This window comes from Thioalkalivibrio sp. ALE16, assembly GCF_000381305.1.
Classification (GTDB): domain Bacteria; phylum Pseudomonadota; class Gammaproteobacteria; order Ectothiorhodospirales; family Ectothiorhodospiraceae; genus Thioalkalivibrio.
Genome location: NZ_KB906356.1, coordinates 1 through 16,346 on the forward strand (window position 1 = coordinate 1; position 16,346 = coordinate 16,346).

The window sequence follows — 16,346 nt, forward strand, 5'->3', positions numbered from 1 at the left end:
ACCACAAGCACATGAAGAGCACCAACATGCTCGAGCGGCTGAACGAGGAGATCCGGCGCCGGACCCGGGTGGTCCGGATCTTCCCCAACACCCACAGCTGTCTACGTCTGGTGCGGGCCCTGGCCGTCGAAATCCACGAAGGCTGGCTGGAGGACAACCGCTACCTGAACATGGATCTGCTCAAAGAACACAAGAAGATCTTGCTCCGGCAGGCCGAGGCCGCCTGAGCCATACGGACCAACCGAACATGGCCGACTCATTTCTGCACAACTTGACGCACACAACCGGATGCGTCGGTAGTCGACCTCGCACTTAATAGTGATATCGGCAGGAGATGATCGTGATAGACGAATCCTCCACCGCATACACAAGTCGATTGGTGTCATCAATCCGACGCGACCAGAAACCCGCCAGGTTCTCCTTGAGGGCTTCCGGCTTGCCAATGCCTTCAAATGGAGACCGCCTCACGTCTTCTATCAACTTGTTGATCCGCTTCAGGGTCTTCTTGTCCTGACGTTGCCAGTAGAGGTAGTCAGTCCATGCTTCGTCGGTCCAGCAAAGCAACCGACTACTCATCCCCACCTACCAACGCACGCTCGGTCGCCTTTCCTGCCTTGTATTGCGTAATGGACCTGTTGAGGTGCTCTGCATTGGCAGGGGAACGCAAAAGATGCACCGTTTCCATCAGGCTGTTGTAGTGATCAAGTGACATGACCACTGCATCCTCCGAATCACGGCGCGTAATCACCGTGGTGTCGGCATCGTTGACCACCCCATCCAGTACGGCCTTGAGACCGTTGCGAGCCTCGGTGAATGAAACAATCTTCATGGCGCCTCCTGTACCTTGACTTGTACAAGTATAGGCCGGCCGGCCCACATGTACAACCAACTGTGCAGGTTGTGCTATCGCGTCGCCGAGTGAAATACCGGTTACCTGACAGCCACTCGCCTGACGCTGGTGGACCCCGTGTTCACCGCGCGGGGCGCGAGCCTGCTGCCTCGGGCCACCTCGACGGTACCCTGTTCATCGATCGCGTCACCGAAACTACCCGCCTCGCCTTCCTCGACGAATACCGCGAGTTCCACGCGGAGGCGTAGGCATCACGCCCCGTGGAGGCGCGGCCAGGCGTTGCGCACCACCTCCGCCCCCAGCGCATCCAGCAACGGGTGGGCCGCCAGGCCGAGCAGGCCGTCGGTCAGGGGGTTCTCGTCGCCGCAGCGCACGGCCAGTTCCAGATGCGTGCCGCGCGCGCTCGGGGTTAGCCGATAGCAGCCCTCGCAGGACAAGCCGGCCAGCGCGCGCCAGCCGAGCAGACGTGGCGGGACCGCGACCAGCACCTCCACGTCGAACGTCAGCGGCACCCCGGCCACCCGCACACGCCAGCGGTAGCGCTCGGGCCCGACGCAGGTGATGGACTCGATAGCCTCGCTGTAGGCGGCGAACGCCTCCACCCGGGCCATCAGCTCGAACACCGCCTCCGGAGCGGCGTCGATCTCCATCTCGTGGTGGATCACCGACATCGGCCACCGCTCCAGGTTGCAGGGTCGCCGCCGGTCGGGCCGGCGGCGCAGGCCCGATCAGTCGTGCACGATGATGCGGGAGCCGGCGGCGTCGATATCCACGCGGGAGCTGGAGTAGGCGCAGGCCTGCGCGATGTCCTATAGGGGAACACTGACCCATGTACACGCTCGCGCTCGAGTCGCTTTTGCGTGCGAACAAGGCGCGGTGACTGCCGTGCAGTCATTCTGCACAAGGGAACCGCAACGCCGTGCGCGCGCAAAAGCGGCCGAGCCCCTTCGGGGTTGGCACCCCAGGTTCCCCGATCCTGCGTTGCGGCCCTTGCCGGTAGAACCACTACCGGCTGCACGCCGCGCCTTGCCTCGGAAAACCTGGGGTACCAACGCGAGTGTGTACATGGGTCAGTGTTTCCCTGGTCCGGGCATGTCATTGAGCTCCGCAAGCCGATGCAGAAGACTGCCGCCTTCGCAGTCGTGTGGCACGCCGTTCTCGTCCAGCGTGCAGCCGAACTCGCCCTCGTTCACCGACCAGTCTATGTCGGCCGGCATCTTCAGCACCACCGGCTCCTCGTGCATCACCTGGAACTTCGCCCGCATGGCGTTCTTGCCGTCCTGCCAGTCGAGCACCGGCATGTTGTCTACGCTGCGCATGGTGTGCCTCCTTCGCGATTCCGCGAGGTTGCAACGGGTTTGCCGGAGCCGTTCCCTGCCCCTCTCCTTTGACGCTAGACGCCGTCCACGAGGCGGTCAAAGGTGACCCCGGCGGCGATGGGGAAGGATTCGTGTGGTCCATTACCGTTTGGTGGACTCCTTCAACAGGTGGCACACCGCAGGGCAAGCGGCAATTGCCCCCGAAGTTCTCGCTCCCGATCAAGCTATTTGGCGGTCCAGGACGTCGGTTCAAGGGCCCGCCCACGCGCATGGAGAGCCGTAGGTCCCTGACTACGGTGAAAAACTGGAGCCCGGACCGAGCATCAGCTACACAACAGCTTGACGACTCGTACACAAATGTACGAGTCTATGGGCAAGGGATTAGTGGGCCGCAACATGAATGGAAACGAATACCTGAAGCGGCTGCAGAAGCTGGGAAAGAAAACCGGCACGCCGGTTCAACTGGTCGAGCACCAAGGGAAAGGGAGCCATGGCCGAATCTACTACGGTGACCGCTTTACGACCCTGAAGGACCGTAAGAAGGAGATCGGCCCCGGGCTGCTGAAAGCCATGTGCAAGCAGCTCGGTATCGACCCGAACGACATTTGAGGACAGAGCCATGCGCTACGCATACCCCGTACAACTCGAACGCGACGAAGGCGGCCACTACCTGGCCACGTGCCGGGACGTGCCCGAGGCCCTGACGGACGGGGAATCTCAAGAGGAGGCGCTGCGCGAAATGGGTGAGGCCCTGGGCGCGGCGCTCGCTGGCTATGTCATGGAGGGGCGCCCCATCCCCTCCCCCACCGACCCAGAACCGGGCGAGGCCATCGCGCCGGTGTCGCCCCTGATCGCCGCCAAACTCGCGCTCCGGGTCGCCATGCGGGCGGAAGGGGTCAGCAACTCGGAACTGGCGCGCCGAATGGGCAGCCATGAGGGCGCGATCCGGCGGCTAATCGACGTGGATCACCGCTCCAGGATCGAGGCGGTCCACGCCGCGATCGCCAGTCTGGGTCATGGTCTCGTCGTGGAGGATGCTCGCCCCTTTAAACCCGTCGCAGCATAGAGGGTAACCGCCAGCGCCCGCCCGGGCCCGCGGGTTCAGGCCTGCGCGGCCTCGCCGATGCGGCGGAGGAAGGGGGCCTGCGGCGGGCCGGTGACGATCAGCTCGTCCATGGCCCGGGTCATGGCCACGTAGAGCAGGCGGGCCTCTTCGGCCTCGCGCTCCTCGGCCGTGTCCATCTCGCCCAGGCCGGTCAGGGCCACCACGGGAAACTCGAGGCCCTTGCTGGAGTGCATGGTCACCATCTTGACCGTGTCGGCCGGGGTGGCCGACTTCTGGCGATTGCGATCCCCGAGGTTTTCCAGCGGGATGCCCGCGCGCTCGAACACCGCGCGGATCTTGCCGGCGGCGGGCACGCGGCGGTGCAGCACGGCCATCTCGCTCCAGGGGCGGCCCTGTTCGTGCAGCCGCTTGAAGTGCCCGGCGATGTATTCGATCTCCTGCGGCTGAGCGGGCAGGGGGATGATCGCGGGCTCCGGGCCTTCGCGGCCCGCGCTTTCCGGCGGCACGAGCGGGATGCCGTCTTCCTCGGCCTCCTGCGGATCCAGCAGTTCGCGGGCGAAACGAGTGGCCAGGTCCAGCACCTGGCGGGTGTTGCGGTAATTCACCCGCAGGATGGTGGTGCGCCCGCGGGCCTCCACGCCCACGCTCGAGAAGCTGAACCGGCTCTGGCTGCGGCCGTAGATCGACTGGGCGTCGTCGTACAGCACCAGCACCGAGTTGGTGTCCGGGTCGACCATCTGCGTGGCCAGCCGGAACCAGTGCGGCTCGAAGTCGTGCCCCTCGTCGATCATCACTGCGCCGTACTGCCCGCCGGGGATCTGCCCCTGGTCGACGCCCTCGATCACCTGCTGCACCAGCTGGTCGAAGAACGCCCGCTTGTCCGTGTTATTCGGCGGTGGCGGCACGTTGTAGGTGCGCAGCTGGGCGTGGCACCAGCGGTGGAAGTTGTACACCACCACCTGATCGCCCGCGCCCTTCTCCGCCAGGATGGCCTGCAGGCGGTCGGCCAGGGTGCGGTTGTAGCACAGCACCAGGATCGGCTTGCGCAGGGCCCGCGCCAGATGCAGGCAGCGGTAGACCAGGATCAGCGTCTTGCCCGCCCCGGCCGCGCCATGGATCACCCGATGCCCGGTGCCCAGGCTGCGCGCCAGCTGCTCCTGCTGCAGGTCCATCACCCGCATCAGGTCCGGGAGCATATCGGCCGGGGATTCGGTGTCGTCCGCGTCGTGCGCATCGTCGAACAGGCTGCCCTGGCGGATGCGGATCTCGGGGAACAGATGGCCGCGGATGCGGTCGATCTGCGGCAGCGACAACCGATGCGGGAACTGCACGGTGAACATGTCCCACAGCCGCTTCTGGAAATCCTCCGAATCCTGCGACTCGGTCATCTCGTCGCGACAGATGACCCGATTGGCCGGAATCACCTCGCCCAGCTCCTGCTGCTCGAACTGCGCGCGGGTAATATTGGCCAGCACCACGCCGTGCCCGAACGGCAGCATCAACCGGCCCTGCAGCGAAGACCCCGGCGGATGCACCAGCTGCGGATCGCGCTCCAGTGGCTTGATGACCTGATAGGCATACTGGCGCGCCTGCTCCAGCGGGTTGGGCACCACCTTCAGGCCCCGGTCCGTCAGGATGGTCGCCTCCTGGCGATCGATCTGCCGGATGATCTCCAGCCGCCAGTCCTTCACCTCCAGGATCAGCAGCCCCCGCTGCGGGTGCAGCACGATGAAATCCGGATGCGCCGACCGCCCGCCTACCGGCACGTCGTACCAGCACAGGTAGTCGTCCTCCAGGAAGTGCTCCAGACGCCGCGCAAAGCGCTTCTCGCCCGACGTCATCCGTGGGAGGCAGCTGTTCAGCGAAGGTATTAGCGTTGTCATTCTCCGAACCCTACCTGCGTGGATAACGATAATCTGAGCCGCGCCGACCCCGACGCAGGATCACAAGCACCCGCGTCTCACGGCGTCGGCTCAGGCGCATTGTTATACAGAGACGGCCATCTATTTCTTGAATACATCCAGATAATCGACTAATAGCTCGTCTTTGCACTCACTTGGTTTCTTAAAGAGCTGAATGCCCGCGTCTGAGAAGAGTTTGTTTTGGCTCGAGAGCATACACTTTACGAACTCGTTACCCGACACATCTGGATTATCAATCATTTTGCGAAACTCTGTGATACCGAGTCCTAAGTATCGGCTGAAAAACACGTACCAGACCACCTCGAACGCCGACCCCTTTTTAGACGCCGACCTGAGTTCCCATTCCACGACGGCTTTTAGGTAAGCCTTTAGCTCTGGACGTATATGTTTCTTTCCTAAGTAGACAACCTGAATAATCGCAAGCACGTGGCAAAGCGTCTTCTCCGATTCTCGCTTGACAAGAAATAGCAGGGAAATCATCTTCTTTACTTGATCGAGCTCCCGCCGTTTTCCGTTAGAGAACCGAATCTTTAACTTGTTTTCTCGACTAAAGAGTTCAGACATAAACTTCTCGAGAATACTAGTCCCCGGAAATCTTCTATGCACATCGAGCGCGATAAGCAACGTGTGCTCGAATGTTTTAAAAGGTATTTCCGTTCGCCAGCGCAGGGAGTGCGGGAAATACTCTCGATCGTGAGCGCGATACAGCCCATCCGGCAGTTCAGTAATGTGGGTCTTGCGCTCATTCAGGGATAGGTTTATATCCGAAAGCTCCTCCGAAATCCGACGGAGTACTTTTTTGGCCTCCTCCTCTGTCTGCGCCAAAATTCTATAGTCATCCTTAAACCGAACTGCAATAAAATCGACATCTGATAGCTTTTCTGATACACGCCTATCGATGTCCGCAAGTACGATTTCAGCGACTAGATCACTGAGGGCAGAGCCAACCGCTATTCCGTTCGTTCGGGCATCGTTGGAATACTGGAATAACTTGTCGATCTTGTTTCCGAAGAGCGAACAATGCTTATCCTTAAAGGCCTCTTCCCTTCCTTCGAGTGCCCACGCAATGCTATGCGTATATATCGAGGCATAGAAGTTCGCGACGTCGGTTCTCGCTAGGACTTTGTACGATACAGCGTCGGATACGAGGTCATTCTCGGCCATCTGAATCCACTCGTATATCATCCGGCCGGCTCGTAGTCGGCTCAGACCTGGGAAGTCACTCTTTGTTACGGGTATGGGAATACTATATGAGTAGATTCTGAGATTTTTATGGAAAAGTATATCGAGGATTGTCGACCAATGCTTATTTAGATAGAAGACAATGTCGTGGTAGTTTCTCGGATCCATTACGGCGAACTTCCTCGCTGTCAATAGCGATTTTGGATAGGACAGCGCGATGAGCTTCCGCCTTTTCAGGGATGTGATATTGCTATTGTACGGCTTCTTCCTAAGCGTGAAGTTGTGAGTTCCAAACGTAGGGGGGGCGACGTGGTTCTCAGGGAAATACCCCCGGCGAAGCATCCATTCAGAGACGTCATCGTTCGGAATTTTCCGAAGGAGTCGCTCGGTCTCACGAAAATGCTTTTCAACGAGATAGCGTTCTAGATACATGAGACGTTCGGCATACAGACTTCGTGTTCGGTATAACGGCGAAGCTCAGCCGAGGAAGGCCGCATTGCGGCCTGAGGTCGGCTGAAGCGCGTGGTTAGCATAGTTCTGACAAGCCTCTTGCAACGCCAACTGCCAGCAGACCGGCGACAAAACACCACCACTCAACGTAGTGCTTGATCTCATGCTTCCTACCGAGACGGTCAAGAACAACATCGAATCGACCGGCATTTTCATCAACTTTGGCAATCACTTCCTGAATTGGCATTGATTTCTGGCTTTCAGCGTCTATTACGTAGGGGCTCCCCTTTTGTTGAGCTACTCGTAGATCCCGAGATATCTGGACGTAGTTTTCCTTCCGTGACTTCGTATAAAGCATGCTGGAAATCCACTGCACTTTAGAAAGGCCAGCAATGCCAGAAGAAGCCAATAAGGCCCAACCAACCAACTCCATCCAAATGGAAACGTTTGGACTCGAAGTGAAGTTCGCGGTCTGAACGGAGGCTCCAAGCAGTGTAAAGATAAGCGCCAAAAAATAGAACTCGAACTTCTCCATGACACTTTGAGATGTTGGCTCTGCCATGAACTCTCCTTAGATGCTAACGCTCAGCTTAACCGGTCGGCTTTGGAGCGCGAGGGAAAAGCCGGTCCATGTTTAAGCTTTTGTTATGTTTGTGCTTCACATGCAATCGGAAATAGTAGCGACCTTCTTCGTCGGCAAAGAGCGTCTGATTGTGTTCGTATTCCAGTTCAACCTCATAGCGCTGAGAAAAAGTATCTTCTGCCAAACTTGAGTAGCGCACAGTGAGTTCCGCCGGAACAAAGTTTGGAATAGGAACATACTTTTTCCTGTCATCACGCTCATGAATCAATACGTGCAAATAAACCACGAAGGCTTCCATGAAGAACGCCGGAGGTCGCACGTATACGGGTTCTTCTGTGCCACGCGGGGCGATTATTTGTACTCTCTCCTCCAACTGACGCGCGTAGAAGTGATTCCAGCTTAACCTAAGTTCATTCCAGTTCTCGTCCTGCCCTTCGTGGATATGAACGTTATAGATCTTTCGCTGATCGACTTCTCGCAGAAACTCAACCAGCTCCTTCACATCAATGGACCAACGAAGTTCGAGATTGAGCAGAGGCCCCCTGCCAAAGTTTTCCAGCCTAATACCTTCGAAGTCGACTGTGTGCTGGAGCTGCGGCTTGGTCTGCTGGATATGCACGCTGCCTTGCGAGTCGAGGGGAAAAAGCTTCGGGTTCGTCGACACCTCTCGAGACAGCCGCGTCTCACGCAATGTTTTGAACGTTGCAATAGAGGTTCCCAACGCGGCCATCGCGGTGAGAAGTGTTCCAGTCGCCAATAGGATCTCAACCATCAGGATCGCCTACATGCATCAATACATAACGCATAGCTAACCGGCGCGAGGTACGAGCGTCCGGTTGAGCGACGTGTTATGTGCGTGACTCACGAATCAGTTCCGCGATCTCTGTCGCTATTTCTTCGACTGTGTGAGTACCCGTGCTGCGAGCAACCTTGTCAGCCAGCGATGGGCTGTACTCCATTACTTGCTTCTTAGTTACGCCGTGCCAAATAGGCAGAAGAACCTGTTCTCCCGATACGCTCCGTGAGACGATGCCGTCGAGTTCGTAGTTTGCCCAGCCCTTTCCAAAAAAGGCCTCCGAGAAGACAACCAAGCCGACGCGGCTGCGCGCAAGCCCTTGATCGATCTTCTGCCGCAAACTATCTCCGATCCGGAGCGAGAAATCGTCGTACCAAACGTCTAGGCCTTCGGCGACAAGGGCATTCGCCAGGTCTCGGACTATCGACTCTTTGTCGTCCGACGCATGAGAGATGAAGACATCGTGCTCTTTCTGTCCGCTTGATACTCCCGGCGGCGGCTCGTCATGCACAAGACCCGGGACTGACGATAGCGCTGGCTCTTTCATCTCTGGCAAGGCACCCGGTAGGACTCGCACTGACGCGTTCGTTTTGCCTCGTAGCCCCTGCATATCCACTGCGACATGCCAGTGGCCATTGCTCGGGATCTGCAACTTTACCGGTGAGCGCTTCGCCAGACCTCCGTGGTAGCGATGGCGGCCGCCCCGTTTGTACGCTGCGAAGTTCGAACTGTCCATAAGGCGCACATTCGCGGCGTTCCCGGTAAGTGTGATTTCTACGGTTTCTCCGCGCTTCCTCTGCCCAAGGTCGGTGTGTATAAACTTCATCGTGAGCCGTTCACTCCTTTACCTATTGAGCACATAACGCCGCAAATCAGCCGACCGAAAACCGCGCAGTGGTTTTTGGGTCGGCTGGATTTCCTTGTTAGGGCATTATTAAGTCTAAAAATCATCATTTGGCACCAGCCAACTTTCACTTGGCTCATGGCCGACACGCAAAGCACTCTTTATAAAGCTGGTTGTGGTTGATATTGCTTGTCGTATTGCTTCGCGCTCTGATTCGCATGAGGTTCGCGAAGGATAGTAAGGCCCTGCTTGCTCTGGCGTGTGGACGTGATGACTAACTTCGAAGTGATAAGTTGCGCTCGGGATGACGCTGCTTTTATATATTTTGATTTTTATTCGCGGATTAAAAGATCCTTGACCGACATCAAGGTATGCCTTGATTTCACGAAGAAGAACATACGACTCCATAACCTCATCATCTTCATCAAGGACTTCTATGGCACTATCAACTGACATCTGGTTTCTCCTTTTTATGTCCTAACAGTAGATTAGACAGAATCTGTCATATTGGTGATATACAGTTTCTGCATATCATCCCGTCGTTCTCCTCTCGGTGGCACACCACCACATCTAAACCATGCTTTTATCATGGTAGTGTGCATCGCGTCGAGTGGCGGGGCATCCGGCCCACTGGGACGAAGAATCTTTGGAGCTTAGTCAAAGTCTTACATCGGCCCGGCGATCCAACATAGGCGGGATGCAGGGGCCGACGTTGAAGGCTTGGGGGGGTGAACGGATTCGGGGCGAGACGTGGAAAGCGGCGGTTCGGGCGTGACAGAGCGCGGTGCTATACAGAATCGGTATATCACCGTTAGCGCAGTGTGGGGTGACGGGAGGAGCCACCACGCGGGGCGCGAGAATTGGGCTTCCGGCGGGAGCCGTGGCGGCGTTCCCTGGTACGATCCGGCCAGAGGTTAACGGAGAGCCGGTGTTGGAAACGCTCATAGAAGCGAATCAGGCGGTGGTGGTCTGCGGCATTCTGGAGGATGCGCAGGGGCGGATCTTTCTGGCGCGTCGCGGGGCCGATCAGGCGCTGGCGGGGTATTGGGAATTTCCCGGTGGCAAGGCGGAGCCGGGCGAGAGCCTGGAGGCCGCGTTGTGCCGCGAATTTCGCGAGGAGCTGGCGCTGGAGCTTCGAGTCGGGGAAGAGATCGGTCGTTCGCCGATTCCGGGTAACGGAAGCCTTGAGCTGGTTGCGCTGCGTGCGTGGACGGATGACGAGAGCCCGGTGCTGGCGGTGCACGATCGCTGGTGCTGGGTGTCGCCGGCGGAGGCGCGCGGGCTCGAGCTGGCGCCTGCGGACATCCCGTTGCTCGAAGCCTTTATTGCCGGACGTTCCGCATGAGCCGGGATAGCGCCGCCAAGTCCCGGTCCGGGGCCGAATGGGTCGGCCTGCATGAACGGCTGGATACGCCGCGGGTACGGCAGGCGCTGGAAGCCCTGGGGCTGGAGGACCACGCCCGCTGGAGCCAGGGGCTGGAGGGTGACGATCTGGCGATGACCCTGGCGGCCGAACTGGCCCAGCGGCTGGCGGAGCGGGCCGGGGAGCTGCGCGAGAAGGGGCATGAGGATTGGACCCGGGCCGTGCAGATCCTGGCGGATGCGCTGGCGGCGGCCGGGCATCCGCTGTCGGGCATTGAGGAGGACCTGCCCCACCCGCCGTTTCGGCAGTTGTTGGAGGTGCGCTCTCCGACCGCCGATCAGGTGGGGCAGCAGGAGACGCCACGGCCGGATGTTCCGCTGGCTCTGTCCAGCCTGCTCACCGGTTCAGATCGCACACCGAGTCTGGTGACGCAGATCGAGAAGGAGCTGGCCAGTGCGGAGCGGGCAGATTGGTTGGTGTCCTTCATCAAGTGGAGCGGCATTCGCGCCCTGCGCGAGACGCTGAAGCGCTTTACCGAGACCCCGACGGTGGATGGCTCTCCCAGGCTGCGGATCGCGACGACCTCGTACCTCGGGGCTACCGACCTCAAGGCGATCGAGTTTCTGCTGGGCCTGCCGAACACCGAGATTCGGGTCTCGTACGACACGCACCGCACGCGCCTGCACGCCAAGGCCTACCTGTTCCATCGGGGCACGGGGTTTGGCAGTGCCTACATCGGCTCGGCGAATGTCTCGCGGGTAGCGATGGATGAGGGGCTGGAGTGGACGGCCAAGGTCAGTGAATACGAGCTGCCGCATATGTGGCGCCAGATCCAGACCTCGTTCGAGGCGCACTGGGCAGACCCGGCGGAGTTCGAACCGCTCACCACGGACGACCTACCCCGCCTGCAACAGGCACTGGAGTCGGAATCCAGCTCGGGGCCCGGGGCGCAGAAAGACGCCACCGCGTTCTTCGACCTGCGGCCGTATGCCTTCCAGCAGGAGATCCTGGAGGACATCCAGCGCGAACGCCGTTCGGGGATCGACCGCCATCTGGTGATCGCCGCCACCGGGACCGGCAAGACGATGATCGCCGCGTTCGACTATCGGCGCTTTGCGCGTGAGCAGGCGGATAAAGGGCGTCCGTCGTTGCTGTTCATCGCTCACCGCGAGGAGATCCTGCGTCAGGCGATGGCGAGCTTCCGGCAGGTACTACAGGACCACGAGTTTGGTGACTTGCTGGTGGGCGGGGCGCGCCCGAGTCAGGACCGCCATCTGTTCTGTACGGTGGCGAGCTGGAATGCACGGGACCTCGACCGGCTGGCCCCGGAGCATTTCGATTACGTGGTGCTGGATGAGGCGCACCACAGTACCGCCGGCAGCTACCAACGAATCCTCGACCATGTGCGGCCCAAGTGCCTGCTGGGCCTGACGGCGACCCCGGAGCGCACGGATGCCGACGACATCCGCCAGCACTTCGGCCAGCGTTACACCCACGAGATCCGCCTGCCGGATGCGATCGAGCGGCGCCTGCTGGTGCCGTTCCATTACTTCGGCGTGGCCGACCATGAGTCCGTGGATCTGAGCCGAGTGAGCTGGCAGCGTGGCGGCTATGACGCCGACGAACTGGAAGGGGTGTTAACCGGCAACCGGGCGCGCGCCGACTGGGTCCTGCAGCAGGCCCATGAACACGCCACGGATCTCGGGACGGTGCGAGGCTTGGGCTTTTGCATCAGTCGCGCCCATGCCCGATTCATGGCCGAGCATTTCTCGGCCAAGCAGGTGCCCAGCGCGGTGCTGACTGGCGAGAGTTCTGACCACGAGCGGCTGTCGGTACAGCGTGACCTGCGCGAGGGGCGCATCCGCTTCATCTTTACGGTGGACCTCTACAACGAAGGCGTGGACCTGCCGGAGGTGGACACCGTTTTGCTGCTGCGCCCGACCGAGAGCCTGACGGTCTACCTACAGCAGATGGGCCGCGGCCTGCGCTTGCACGAGGGCAAGCCGCACCTGACCGTGCTGGATTTCGTCGCGCCACAGGATCGGCGTTTTCGTTATGCCGCTCGGTTCCGGGCCCTGAGCGCGCGGCCGGAGAAGCGGGTGGATCACCAGATCCAGGAAGGCTTCCCTTGGTTACCCAGCGGCTGCCTGATCCACCTCGACCGCTTGGCCACCCAGCACGTGCTCGACAACATCCGTTCGCAGATCAACCGCCAGCGACCGCAGATCGTGCGCGAGCTGAAGGACTGTTTCCGGGAGGACATCGACTCCGCCAGCCTGTCCAAGATGCTCGACTGCCTGCATATGGATGATGCGGAAGACCTGCTGCGCAAGGACCTGCCCTCCCGGCTGCGCGCGGACTGCGGAGGCGAGTCGACCGAAGCGCTGGGACCCTATGTCAGCAGCCTCAAACGTGGGCTGCAGCGCTTAGCGCGGTGTGACGATCACCAGTTGCTGGAAACCCTGCAGACCCATCTGGCGCAGCCGGCCGCGAACGTGGAGCAGCTTGCCGAAGAAGATCGGCTCCGGCTGGCACTCGTCCACAGCACCCTATGGGGCAAGACGCGGCCGGGGGACGGGGACCTAACCGCAGTGGACGCATTCGTCCGCGAACAACGCCCCCTTTACCGGGATCTCCAGGAAGTCGCCACCTGGCGACACGAGCGTATCGTCCCCGCCAGCGGCATCACCTTCCCGGAGCAGACGGGGCCGCTGGAGCTGCACGCGTCGTACACCCGCGAGCAGATCCTGCTGGCGCTGGGACTTGGCAGCCTGGAGAAGCCGATCACCCAGCAGGAGGGTGTGCGGCACGTACCGGAGCGGCGGGTGGATGCGTTGTTCGTGACCCTGGAGAAATCCGAGCAGGAGTTCTCGCCCACCACCATGTACGAGGACTACGCCCTCAACGAGCGGCGATTCCACTGGCAGTCGCAGTCCGGCACCTCCCCCAGCTCGGACACCGGGCAGCGCTACATCCACCACGAGGCGCGTGGCTACACCCCCATGCTGTTCATTCGGCGGGCTAAGCGTGATGCGACGGGCCTCAGCGAGCCTTTCACCTTCTGCGGCCCGGTGCGTTACCAGCACCACGAGGGCAGCAAGCCGATGAGCATCATCTGGGAGCTGGAGTACGAGATGCCCGCGCGGCTCCTGCACCTCGCCCGCCGCACGGTCCTGTAACGCGGCTGGGGAAACGCGGATCAGGCGGTCTGTAGCGCGGTCTTCTGTTCCCAGGCGAGGGCGTGGCGGACGATCTGGTCGAGGTCGTCGTATTGCGGCTCCCAGGCGAGGGTCTGGCGGATGCGGCGGGCGTCGGCCATCAGGGCGGGCGGGTCGCCTTCGCGGCGCGGGCCGAGGGTGACGGGGAAGTCCACGCCGCTGGCGCGTTTCACCGCGTCGATGACCTCGAGCACGCTGTAGGCGTGGCCGTAGCCGCAGTTGAGCACCTGAGAGTCGCCGCCGCCGTCGAGGTGTTCCAGGGCGCGGACGTGGGCGGCGGCCAGGTCTTCCACGTGGATGTAGTCGCGTTCGCAGGTGCCGTCGCGGGTGTCGTAGTCGGTGCCGAATACGGTGATGCCGTCGCGCTGGCCGGTGGCGGCCTGGCAGGCGACCTTGATCAGGTGGGTGGCGTCGGGCGTGGCCTGCCCCAGGTGGCCGTCGGGGGCGGCGCCGGCCACGTTGAAGTAGCGCAGGCTGACGTAGCGCAGGTCCGAGGCGGCGCCCAGGTCCATCAGCATGCGCTCGGACATCATCTTGGAGGCGCCGTAGGGGTTGATCGGCTGCAGCGGTGCGCCTTCCGCAACCGAGACGGTGTCGGGGATGCCGTAGACCGCGGCGGTGGAGGAAAACACGAAATGGCGCACGCCGGTATCCGCACAGGCCTGCAGCAGATTGAGGGTGTTGCGGGTGTTGTTGCCGTAGTACTTGAGCGGATCGGCGACCGATTCGGGCACGACGATATGCGCGGCGAAGTGGAGCACGCCGTCGAAGCCGCGCGCGAGGGTGTCGCGCAGGCCTTCGGTATCGGCCAGGTCGCCGACGACCAGCTCGGCATCCCCCACAGCCCAGGCGTGGCCGGTGCTGAGGTTGTCGTACACGGTGACCGTGTGCCCCGCCCTGCGCAGGTGCTGCAGGACATGGCTGCCGATATAGCCGGCCCCGCCCGTTACCAGCAGTTTCATCCATCGCCCCCGGTCGCTGTGGATTGGGGCTGGCGGGGCGCGTCAGGGGTCGGATGGTGCCGGGTGACGGCCGTATTGCCAGCGATACCACAGAATACCGAGGTACTCGTGCATGGCGAGCCAGCTCGTGCGCATGGCGTTAGCCTGGGGTTTGAAGGCGCCTAACGACAGCCGCGTGTCATGCGCGACGAACGCCCCGGTCGGTGCCGGGATGGGTTCCAGCCCGGCGCGCTCGAACGCGGCCGTGGCGCGCGGCAGGTGGTGGGCATGGGTGACCAGCAGGACGCGTTGCAGGCCGTGTTCCTGCAGCAGCGCGGCCGAGTGGCGGGCATTGCCCTGCGTGTCGCGCGCCCGCGGTTCCTGCCACACCGGCGATACCCCGAACTCCTCCAGCACCTCGGCCATCCAGCGGGCCTCCGGTTCCCGATCGTCCGGGCCGCCGCCGGTGGCGACCACCGGCAGGCCGGTGCGCCGGTGCAGGGCCGCGGCATAGCGCAGGCGCACCAGGGCCAGGTCGTTCACCGTCTCGCCGGAGAACTCGACGGCACCGCTGCGGTAGCCGGCGCCCAGCACGACGATCGCCTCGGCGCGTTCCAGCGCCGCCGCGTCGGGGGGTGACCACGGCGCCTGCAACGGGGCCATCAGGGCGTGGCTGACGGGCGGGAGGCTGAAGGCGTAGGTCAGCAGGAGCCCGGTGATCAGCAGCGCCTTGCCCGCGAGGGTGCGCATCAGCAGAAGGCCCGCCAGGGCCAGCAGCAGCGGCCCGCTGGGCGGGAGCAGCAGCCAGTCGGCCAGAAAACGCAGCGACAGAAAATCCACGGGGCACCCTTGTTGGCGGTAGCAGGACGGCCCGGCGGCGCCGTAACGCGAACGTTAGTCAGGAGCCGCCGGGAATGAAGGCCTTACGTGGACTCTGTTCACAACCGGGGCCTAACATCAAGTTGCTTGTGGAATCCGGTATTCCCGGTAAGCGTAGCCAGGTATCGCGGCCTTCGGGGTGCGGTGCGGGCCCGGTTCCCGGTCGGGTGAAGCCTCCAAACAACCGTCAGAAATGTCCAAGGGGGAGTCGCGATGTCCCTGATCCATGCTTCAAAGGTCGGGCCGAAGTTCGGGTTCGCCTTCCTGCTGCCGGCCCTGATCCTGGGTGGCTGCGCCACGACCGATTTTCCGGATGCCCCGACCTCCATCGAGCGCACGGTGATCGAGCAGTACATCATCGGTCCCGGGGACTCCCTGCAGGTGTCTGTGCGTGGCAATCCGGATCTCTCCACCGGCGTATCCGTACGCCCGGACGGGCAGATCACCACCCCGCTGGTCGAGGATGTCCAGGCCAGCGGCCAGACGCCCACCGAACTGGCGCGGGCGATGGAGGAGGAGCTCTCCCGGTTCCTGCGCGATCCGATCGTCACGGTGATGGTGACCGGCTTCGCCGGGCCCTACAGCCGCCAGATCCGGGTGATCGGGCAGGCCGCGGAGCCGCAGGCGCTGCAGTACCGCGAGGAGATGAGCGTGATGGACGTGATGATCGCGGTGGGCGGTATCACCGACTTCGCGGCCGGCAATCGCGCGGTGATCGTGCGCAACGAGGACGGCGAGCGCAAGCAGTACCGGGTGCGCCTGGACGACCTGGTGAACGGCGGCGACATCTCGGCCAACGTGGACATGCTGCCCGGCGACACGCTGATCATTCCGGAACGACGCTTCTGACGAGCCCGGGGCGCGACGGGCGGGTTCCGGGCGCGCGGCGCTGAGGCGCCGCCGGGGAATCGTCGCCGCCACGCTGCGGGATCG

General features: G+C 61.8%; 17 protein-coding genes and 2 pseudogenes. 7 read left to right on the forward strand and 12 right to left on the reverse strand.

Translation table 11 applies throughout. The annotated features are described in order from the left end of the window. Positions 1-227 (forward strand): transposase (locus F627_RS15535; protein WP_026279207.1); only part of this gene is annotated, 227 nt, incomplete at its 5' end. An 85-nt stretch (positions 228-312) separates the two neighbouring features. Here F627_RS15535 and F627_RS0103495 read toward each other — a convergent pair. Both F627_RS0103495 and F627_RS0103500 read right to left on the reverse strand, forming a co-directional pair. Continuing rightward, a complete protein-coding gene (locus F627_RS0103495) occupies positions 313-576 on the reverse strand; it encodes a Txe/YoeB family addiction module toxin (RefSeq protein ID WP_018866579.1) in 264 nt (87 codons plus the stop codon). After that, positions 569-829, reverse strand: a complete 261-nt coding sequence (locus F627_RS0103500) for a type II toxin-antitoxin system Phd/YefM family antitoxin (RefSeq protein WP_018866580.1) — start codon at positions 827-829, stop codon at positions 569-571. The genes F627_RS0103495 and F627_RS0103500 overlap by 8 nt, the downstream gene beginning before the upstream one ends. A gap of 176 nt (positions 830-1,005) precedes the next feature. Here F627_RS0103500 and F627_RS16225 point away from each other — a divergent pair. Next, a pseudogene (locus F627_RS16225) lies at positions 1,006-1,098 on the forward strand (peptide deformylase); the annotation flags it as partial. A 3-nt stretch (positions 1,099-1,101) separates the two neighbouring features. Here the strand turns inward: F627_RS16225 and F627_RS0103505 are convergent. Together F627_RS0103505 and F627_RS0103510 are read right to left on the reverse strand one after the other, a co-directional pair. Then, positions 1,102-1,521, reverse strand: coding sequence for an SRPBCC family protein (locus tag F627_RS0103505; protein ID WP_018876723.1), 420 nt, complete (start codon positions 1,519-1,521; stop codon positions 1,102-1,104). Between the two features lie 417 nt (positions 1,522-1,938). Further along, positions 1,939-2,169: pseudogene (locus F627_RS0103510) on the reverse strand (hypothetical protein); the annotation flags it as partial. Between the two features lie 357 nt (positions 2,170-2,526). On the opposite strand from F627_RS0103510, the gene F627_RS0103515 reads away from it, so the two are divergent. Then, the gene (locus F627_RS0103515) at positions 2,527-2,778 is read left to right on the forward strand and encodes a type II toxin-antitoxin system HicA family toxin (protein WP_019021526.1); all 252 of its coding nucleotides are present in this window, start codon (positions 2,527-2,529) and stop codon (positions 2,776-2,778) included. Between the two features lie 10 nt (positions 2,779-2,788). After that, positions 2,789-3,235: a type II toxin-antitoxin system HicB family antitoxin gene (locus F627_RS0103520; RefSeq protein ID WP_019583292.1), complete on the forward strand. Its 447-nt coding sequence runs from the start codon at positions 2,789-2,791 to the stop codon at positions 3,233-3,235. Between the two features lie 35 nt (positions 3,236-3,270). Here F627_RS0103520 and F627_RS0103525 read toward each other — a convergent pair whose 3' ends face one another. The 6 genes from F627_RS0103525 to F627_RS16860 form a co-directional block, all read right to left on the reverse strand. Beyond that, positions 3,271-5,076, reverse strand: coding sequence for a DEAD/DEAH box helicase (locus tag F627_RS0103525; RefSeq protein WP_019583293.1), 1,806 nt, complete (start codon positions 5,074-5,076; stop codon positions 3,271-3,273). Positions 5,077-5,238: 162 nt separating this feature from the next. Then, a complete protein-coding gene (locus tag F627_RS0103530; protein WP_026332014.1) occupies positions 5,239-6,771 on the reverse strand; it encodes an RNA-directed DNA polymerase in 1,533 nt (510 codons plus the stop codon). A gap of 94 nt (positions 6,772-6,865) precedes the next feature. Continuing rightward, complete coding sequence (locus F627_RS16855) at positions 6,866-7,351, reverse strand: hypothetical protein (protein WP_155987090.1); 486 nt, start codon at positions 7,349-7,351, stop codon at positions 6,866-6,868. 28 nt (positions 7,352-7,379) lie between these two features. Next, on the reverse strand, positions 7,380-8,144 hold the full coding sequence (locus F627_RS0103540) for a hypothetical protein (protein WP_019583295.1): 765 nt from the start codon (positions 8,142-8,144) through the stop codon (positions 7,380-7,382). Positions 8,145-8,220: 76 nt separating this feature from the next. Next, complete coding sequence (locus tag F627_RS0103545) at positions 8,221-8,994, reverse strand: DUF1883 domain-containing protein (RefSeq protein WP_019583296.1); 774 nt, start codon at positions 8,992-8,994, stop codon at positions 8,221-8,223. A 114-nt stretch (positions 8,995-9,108) separates the two neighbouring features. Then, positions 9,109-9,468 (reverse strand): hypothetical protein, encoded by a 360-nt coding sequence (locus F627_RS16860; RefSeq protein ID WP_155987091.1) that lies wholly within the window; start codon positions 9,466-9,468, stop codon positions 9,109-9,111. A gap of 472 nt (positions 9,469-9,940) precedes the next feature. Between F627_RS16860 and F627_RS0103555 the strand changes: the two genes are divergently transcribed. Then, positions 9,941-10,357 carry a (deoxy)nucleoside triphosphate pyrophosphohydrolase gene (locus tag F627_RS0103555; protein WP_081630711.1) on the forward strand — a complete coding sequence of 139 codons (417 nt, stop codon included), beginning with the start codon at positions 9,941-9,943 and terminating at the stop codon, positions 10,355-10,357. Then, entirely contained in the window at positions 10,354-13,554 is a 3,201-nt protein-coding gene (locus F627_RS0103560) for a DUF3427 domain-containing protein (protein ID WP_019583299.1), read from the forward strand. The genes F627_RS0103555 and F627_RS0103560 overlap by 4 nt, the downstream gene beginning before the upstream one ends. Positions 13,555-13,574: 20 nt before the next feature. Here F627_RS0103560 and galE read toward each other — a convergent pair whose 3' ends face one another. Further along, the gene (gene galE, locus F627_RS0103565; RefSeq protein ID WP_019583300.1) at positions 13,575-14,555 is read right to left on the reverse strand and encodes a UDP-glucose 4-epimerase GalE; all 981 of its coding nucleotides are present in this window, start codon (positions 14,553-14,555) and stop codon (positions 13,575-13,577) included. A gap of 42 nt (positions 14,556-14,597) precedes the next feature. Then, complete coding sequence (locus F627_RS0103570) at positions 14,598-15,374, reverse strand: YdcF family protein (RefSeq protein ID WP_019583301.1); 777 nt, start codon at positions 15,372-15,374, stop codon at positions 14,598-14,600. Between the two features lie 252 nt (positions 15,375-15,626). On the opposite strand from F627_RS0103570, the gene F627_RS0103575 reads away from it, so the two are divergent. Further along, positions 15,627-16,262: an XrtA/PEP-CTERM system exopolysaccharide export protein gene (locus F627_RS0103575; RefSeq protein ID WP_018866590.1), complete on the forward strand. Its 636-nt coding sequence runs from the start codon at positions 15,627-15,629 to the stop codon at positions 16,260-16,262. Positions 16,263-16,346: the final 84 nt, after the last annotated feature.

Coding starts and splice junctions, on each gene's coding strand:
- F627_RS0103495 (WP_018866579.1), bottom strand. CDS start 576: ATGAGTAGTCGGTTGCTTTGCTGGACCGACGAAGCATGGACTGACTAC.
- F627_RS0103500 (WP_018866580.1), bottom strand. CDS start 829: ATGAAGATTGTTTCATTCACCGAGGCTCGCAACGGTCTCAAGGCCGTA.
- F627_RS0103505 (WP_018876723.1), bottom strand. CDS start 1,521: ATGTCGGTGATCCACCACGAGATGGAGATCGACGCCGCTCCGGAGGCG.
- F627_RS0103515 (WP_019021526.1), top strand. CDS start 2,527: ATGTACGAGTCTATGGGCAAGGGATTAGTGGGCCGCAACATGAATGGA.
- F627_RS0103520 (WP_019583292.1), top strand. CDS start 2,789: ATGCGCTACGCATACCCCGTACAACTCGAACGCGACGAAGGCGGCCAC.
- F627_RS0103525 (WP_019583293.1), bottom strand. CDS start 5,076: ATGACGTCGGGCGAGAAGCGCTTTGCGCGGCGTCTGGAGCACTTCCTG.
- F627_RS0103530 (WP_026332014.1), bottom strand. CDS start 6,771: ATGTATCTAGAACGCTATCTCGTTGAAAAGCATTTTCGTGAGACCGAG.
- F627_RS16855 (WP_155987090.1), bottom strand. CDS start 7,351: ATGGCAGAGCCAACATCTCAAAGTGTCATGGAGAAGTTCGAGTTCTAT.
- F627_RS0103540 (WP_019583295.1), bottom strand. CDS start 8,144: ATGGTTGAGATCCTATTGGCGACTGGAACACTTCTCACCGCGATGGCC.
- F627_RS0103545 (WP_019583296.1), bottom strand. CDS start 8,994: ATGAAGTTTATACACACCGACCTTGGGCAGAGGAAGCGCGGAGAAACC.
- F627_RS16860 (WP_155987091.1), bottom strand. CDS start 9,468: ATGTCAGTTGATAGTGCCATAGAAGTCCTTGATGAAGATGATGAGGTT.
- F627_RS0103560 (WP_019583299.1), top strand. CDS start 10,354: ATGAGCCGGGATAGCGCCGCCAAGTCCCGGTCCGGGGCCGAATGGGTC.
- galE (WP_019583300.1), bottom strand. CDS start 14,555: ATGAAACTGCTGGTAACGGGCGGGGCCGGCTATATCGGCAGCCATGTC.
- F627_RS0103575 (WP_018866590.1), top strand. CDS start 15,627: ATGTCCCTGATCCATGCTTCAAAGGTCGGGCCGAAGTTCGGGTTCGCC.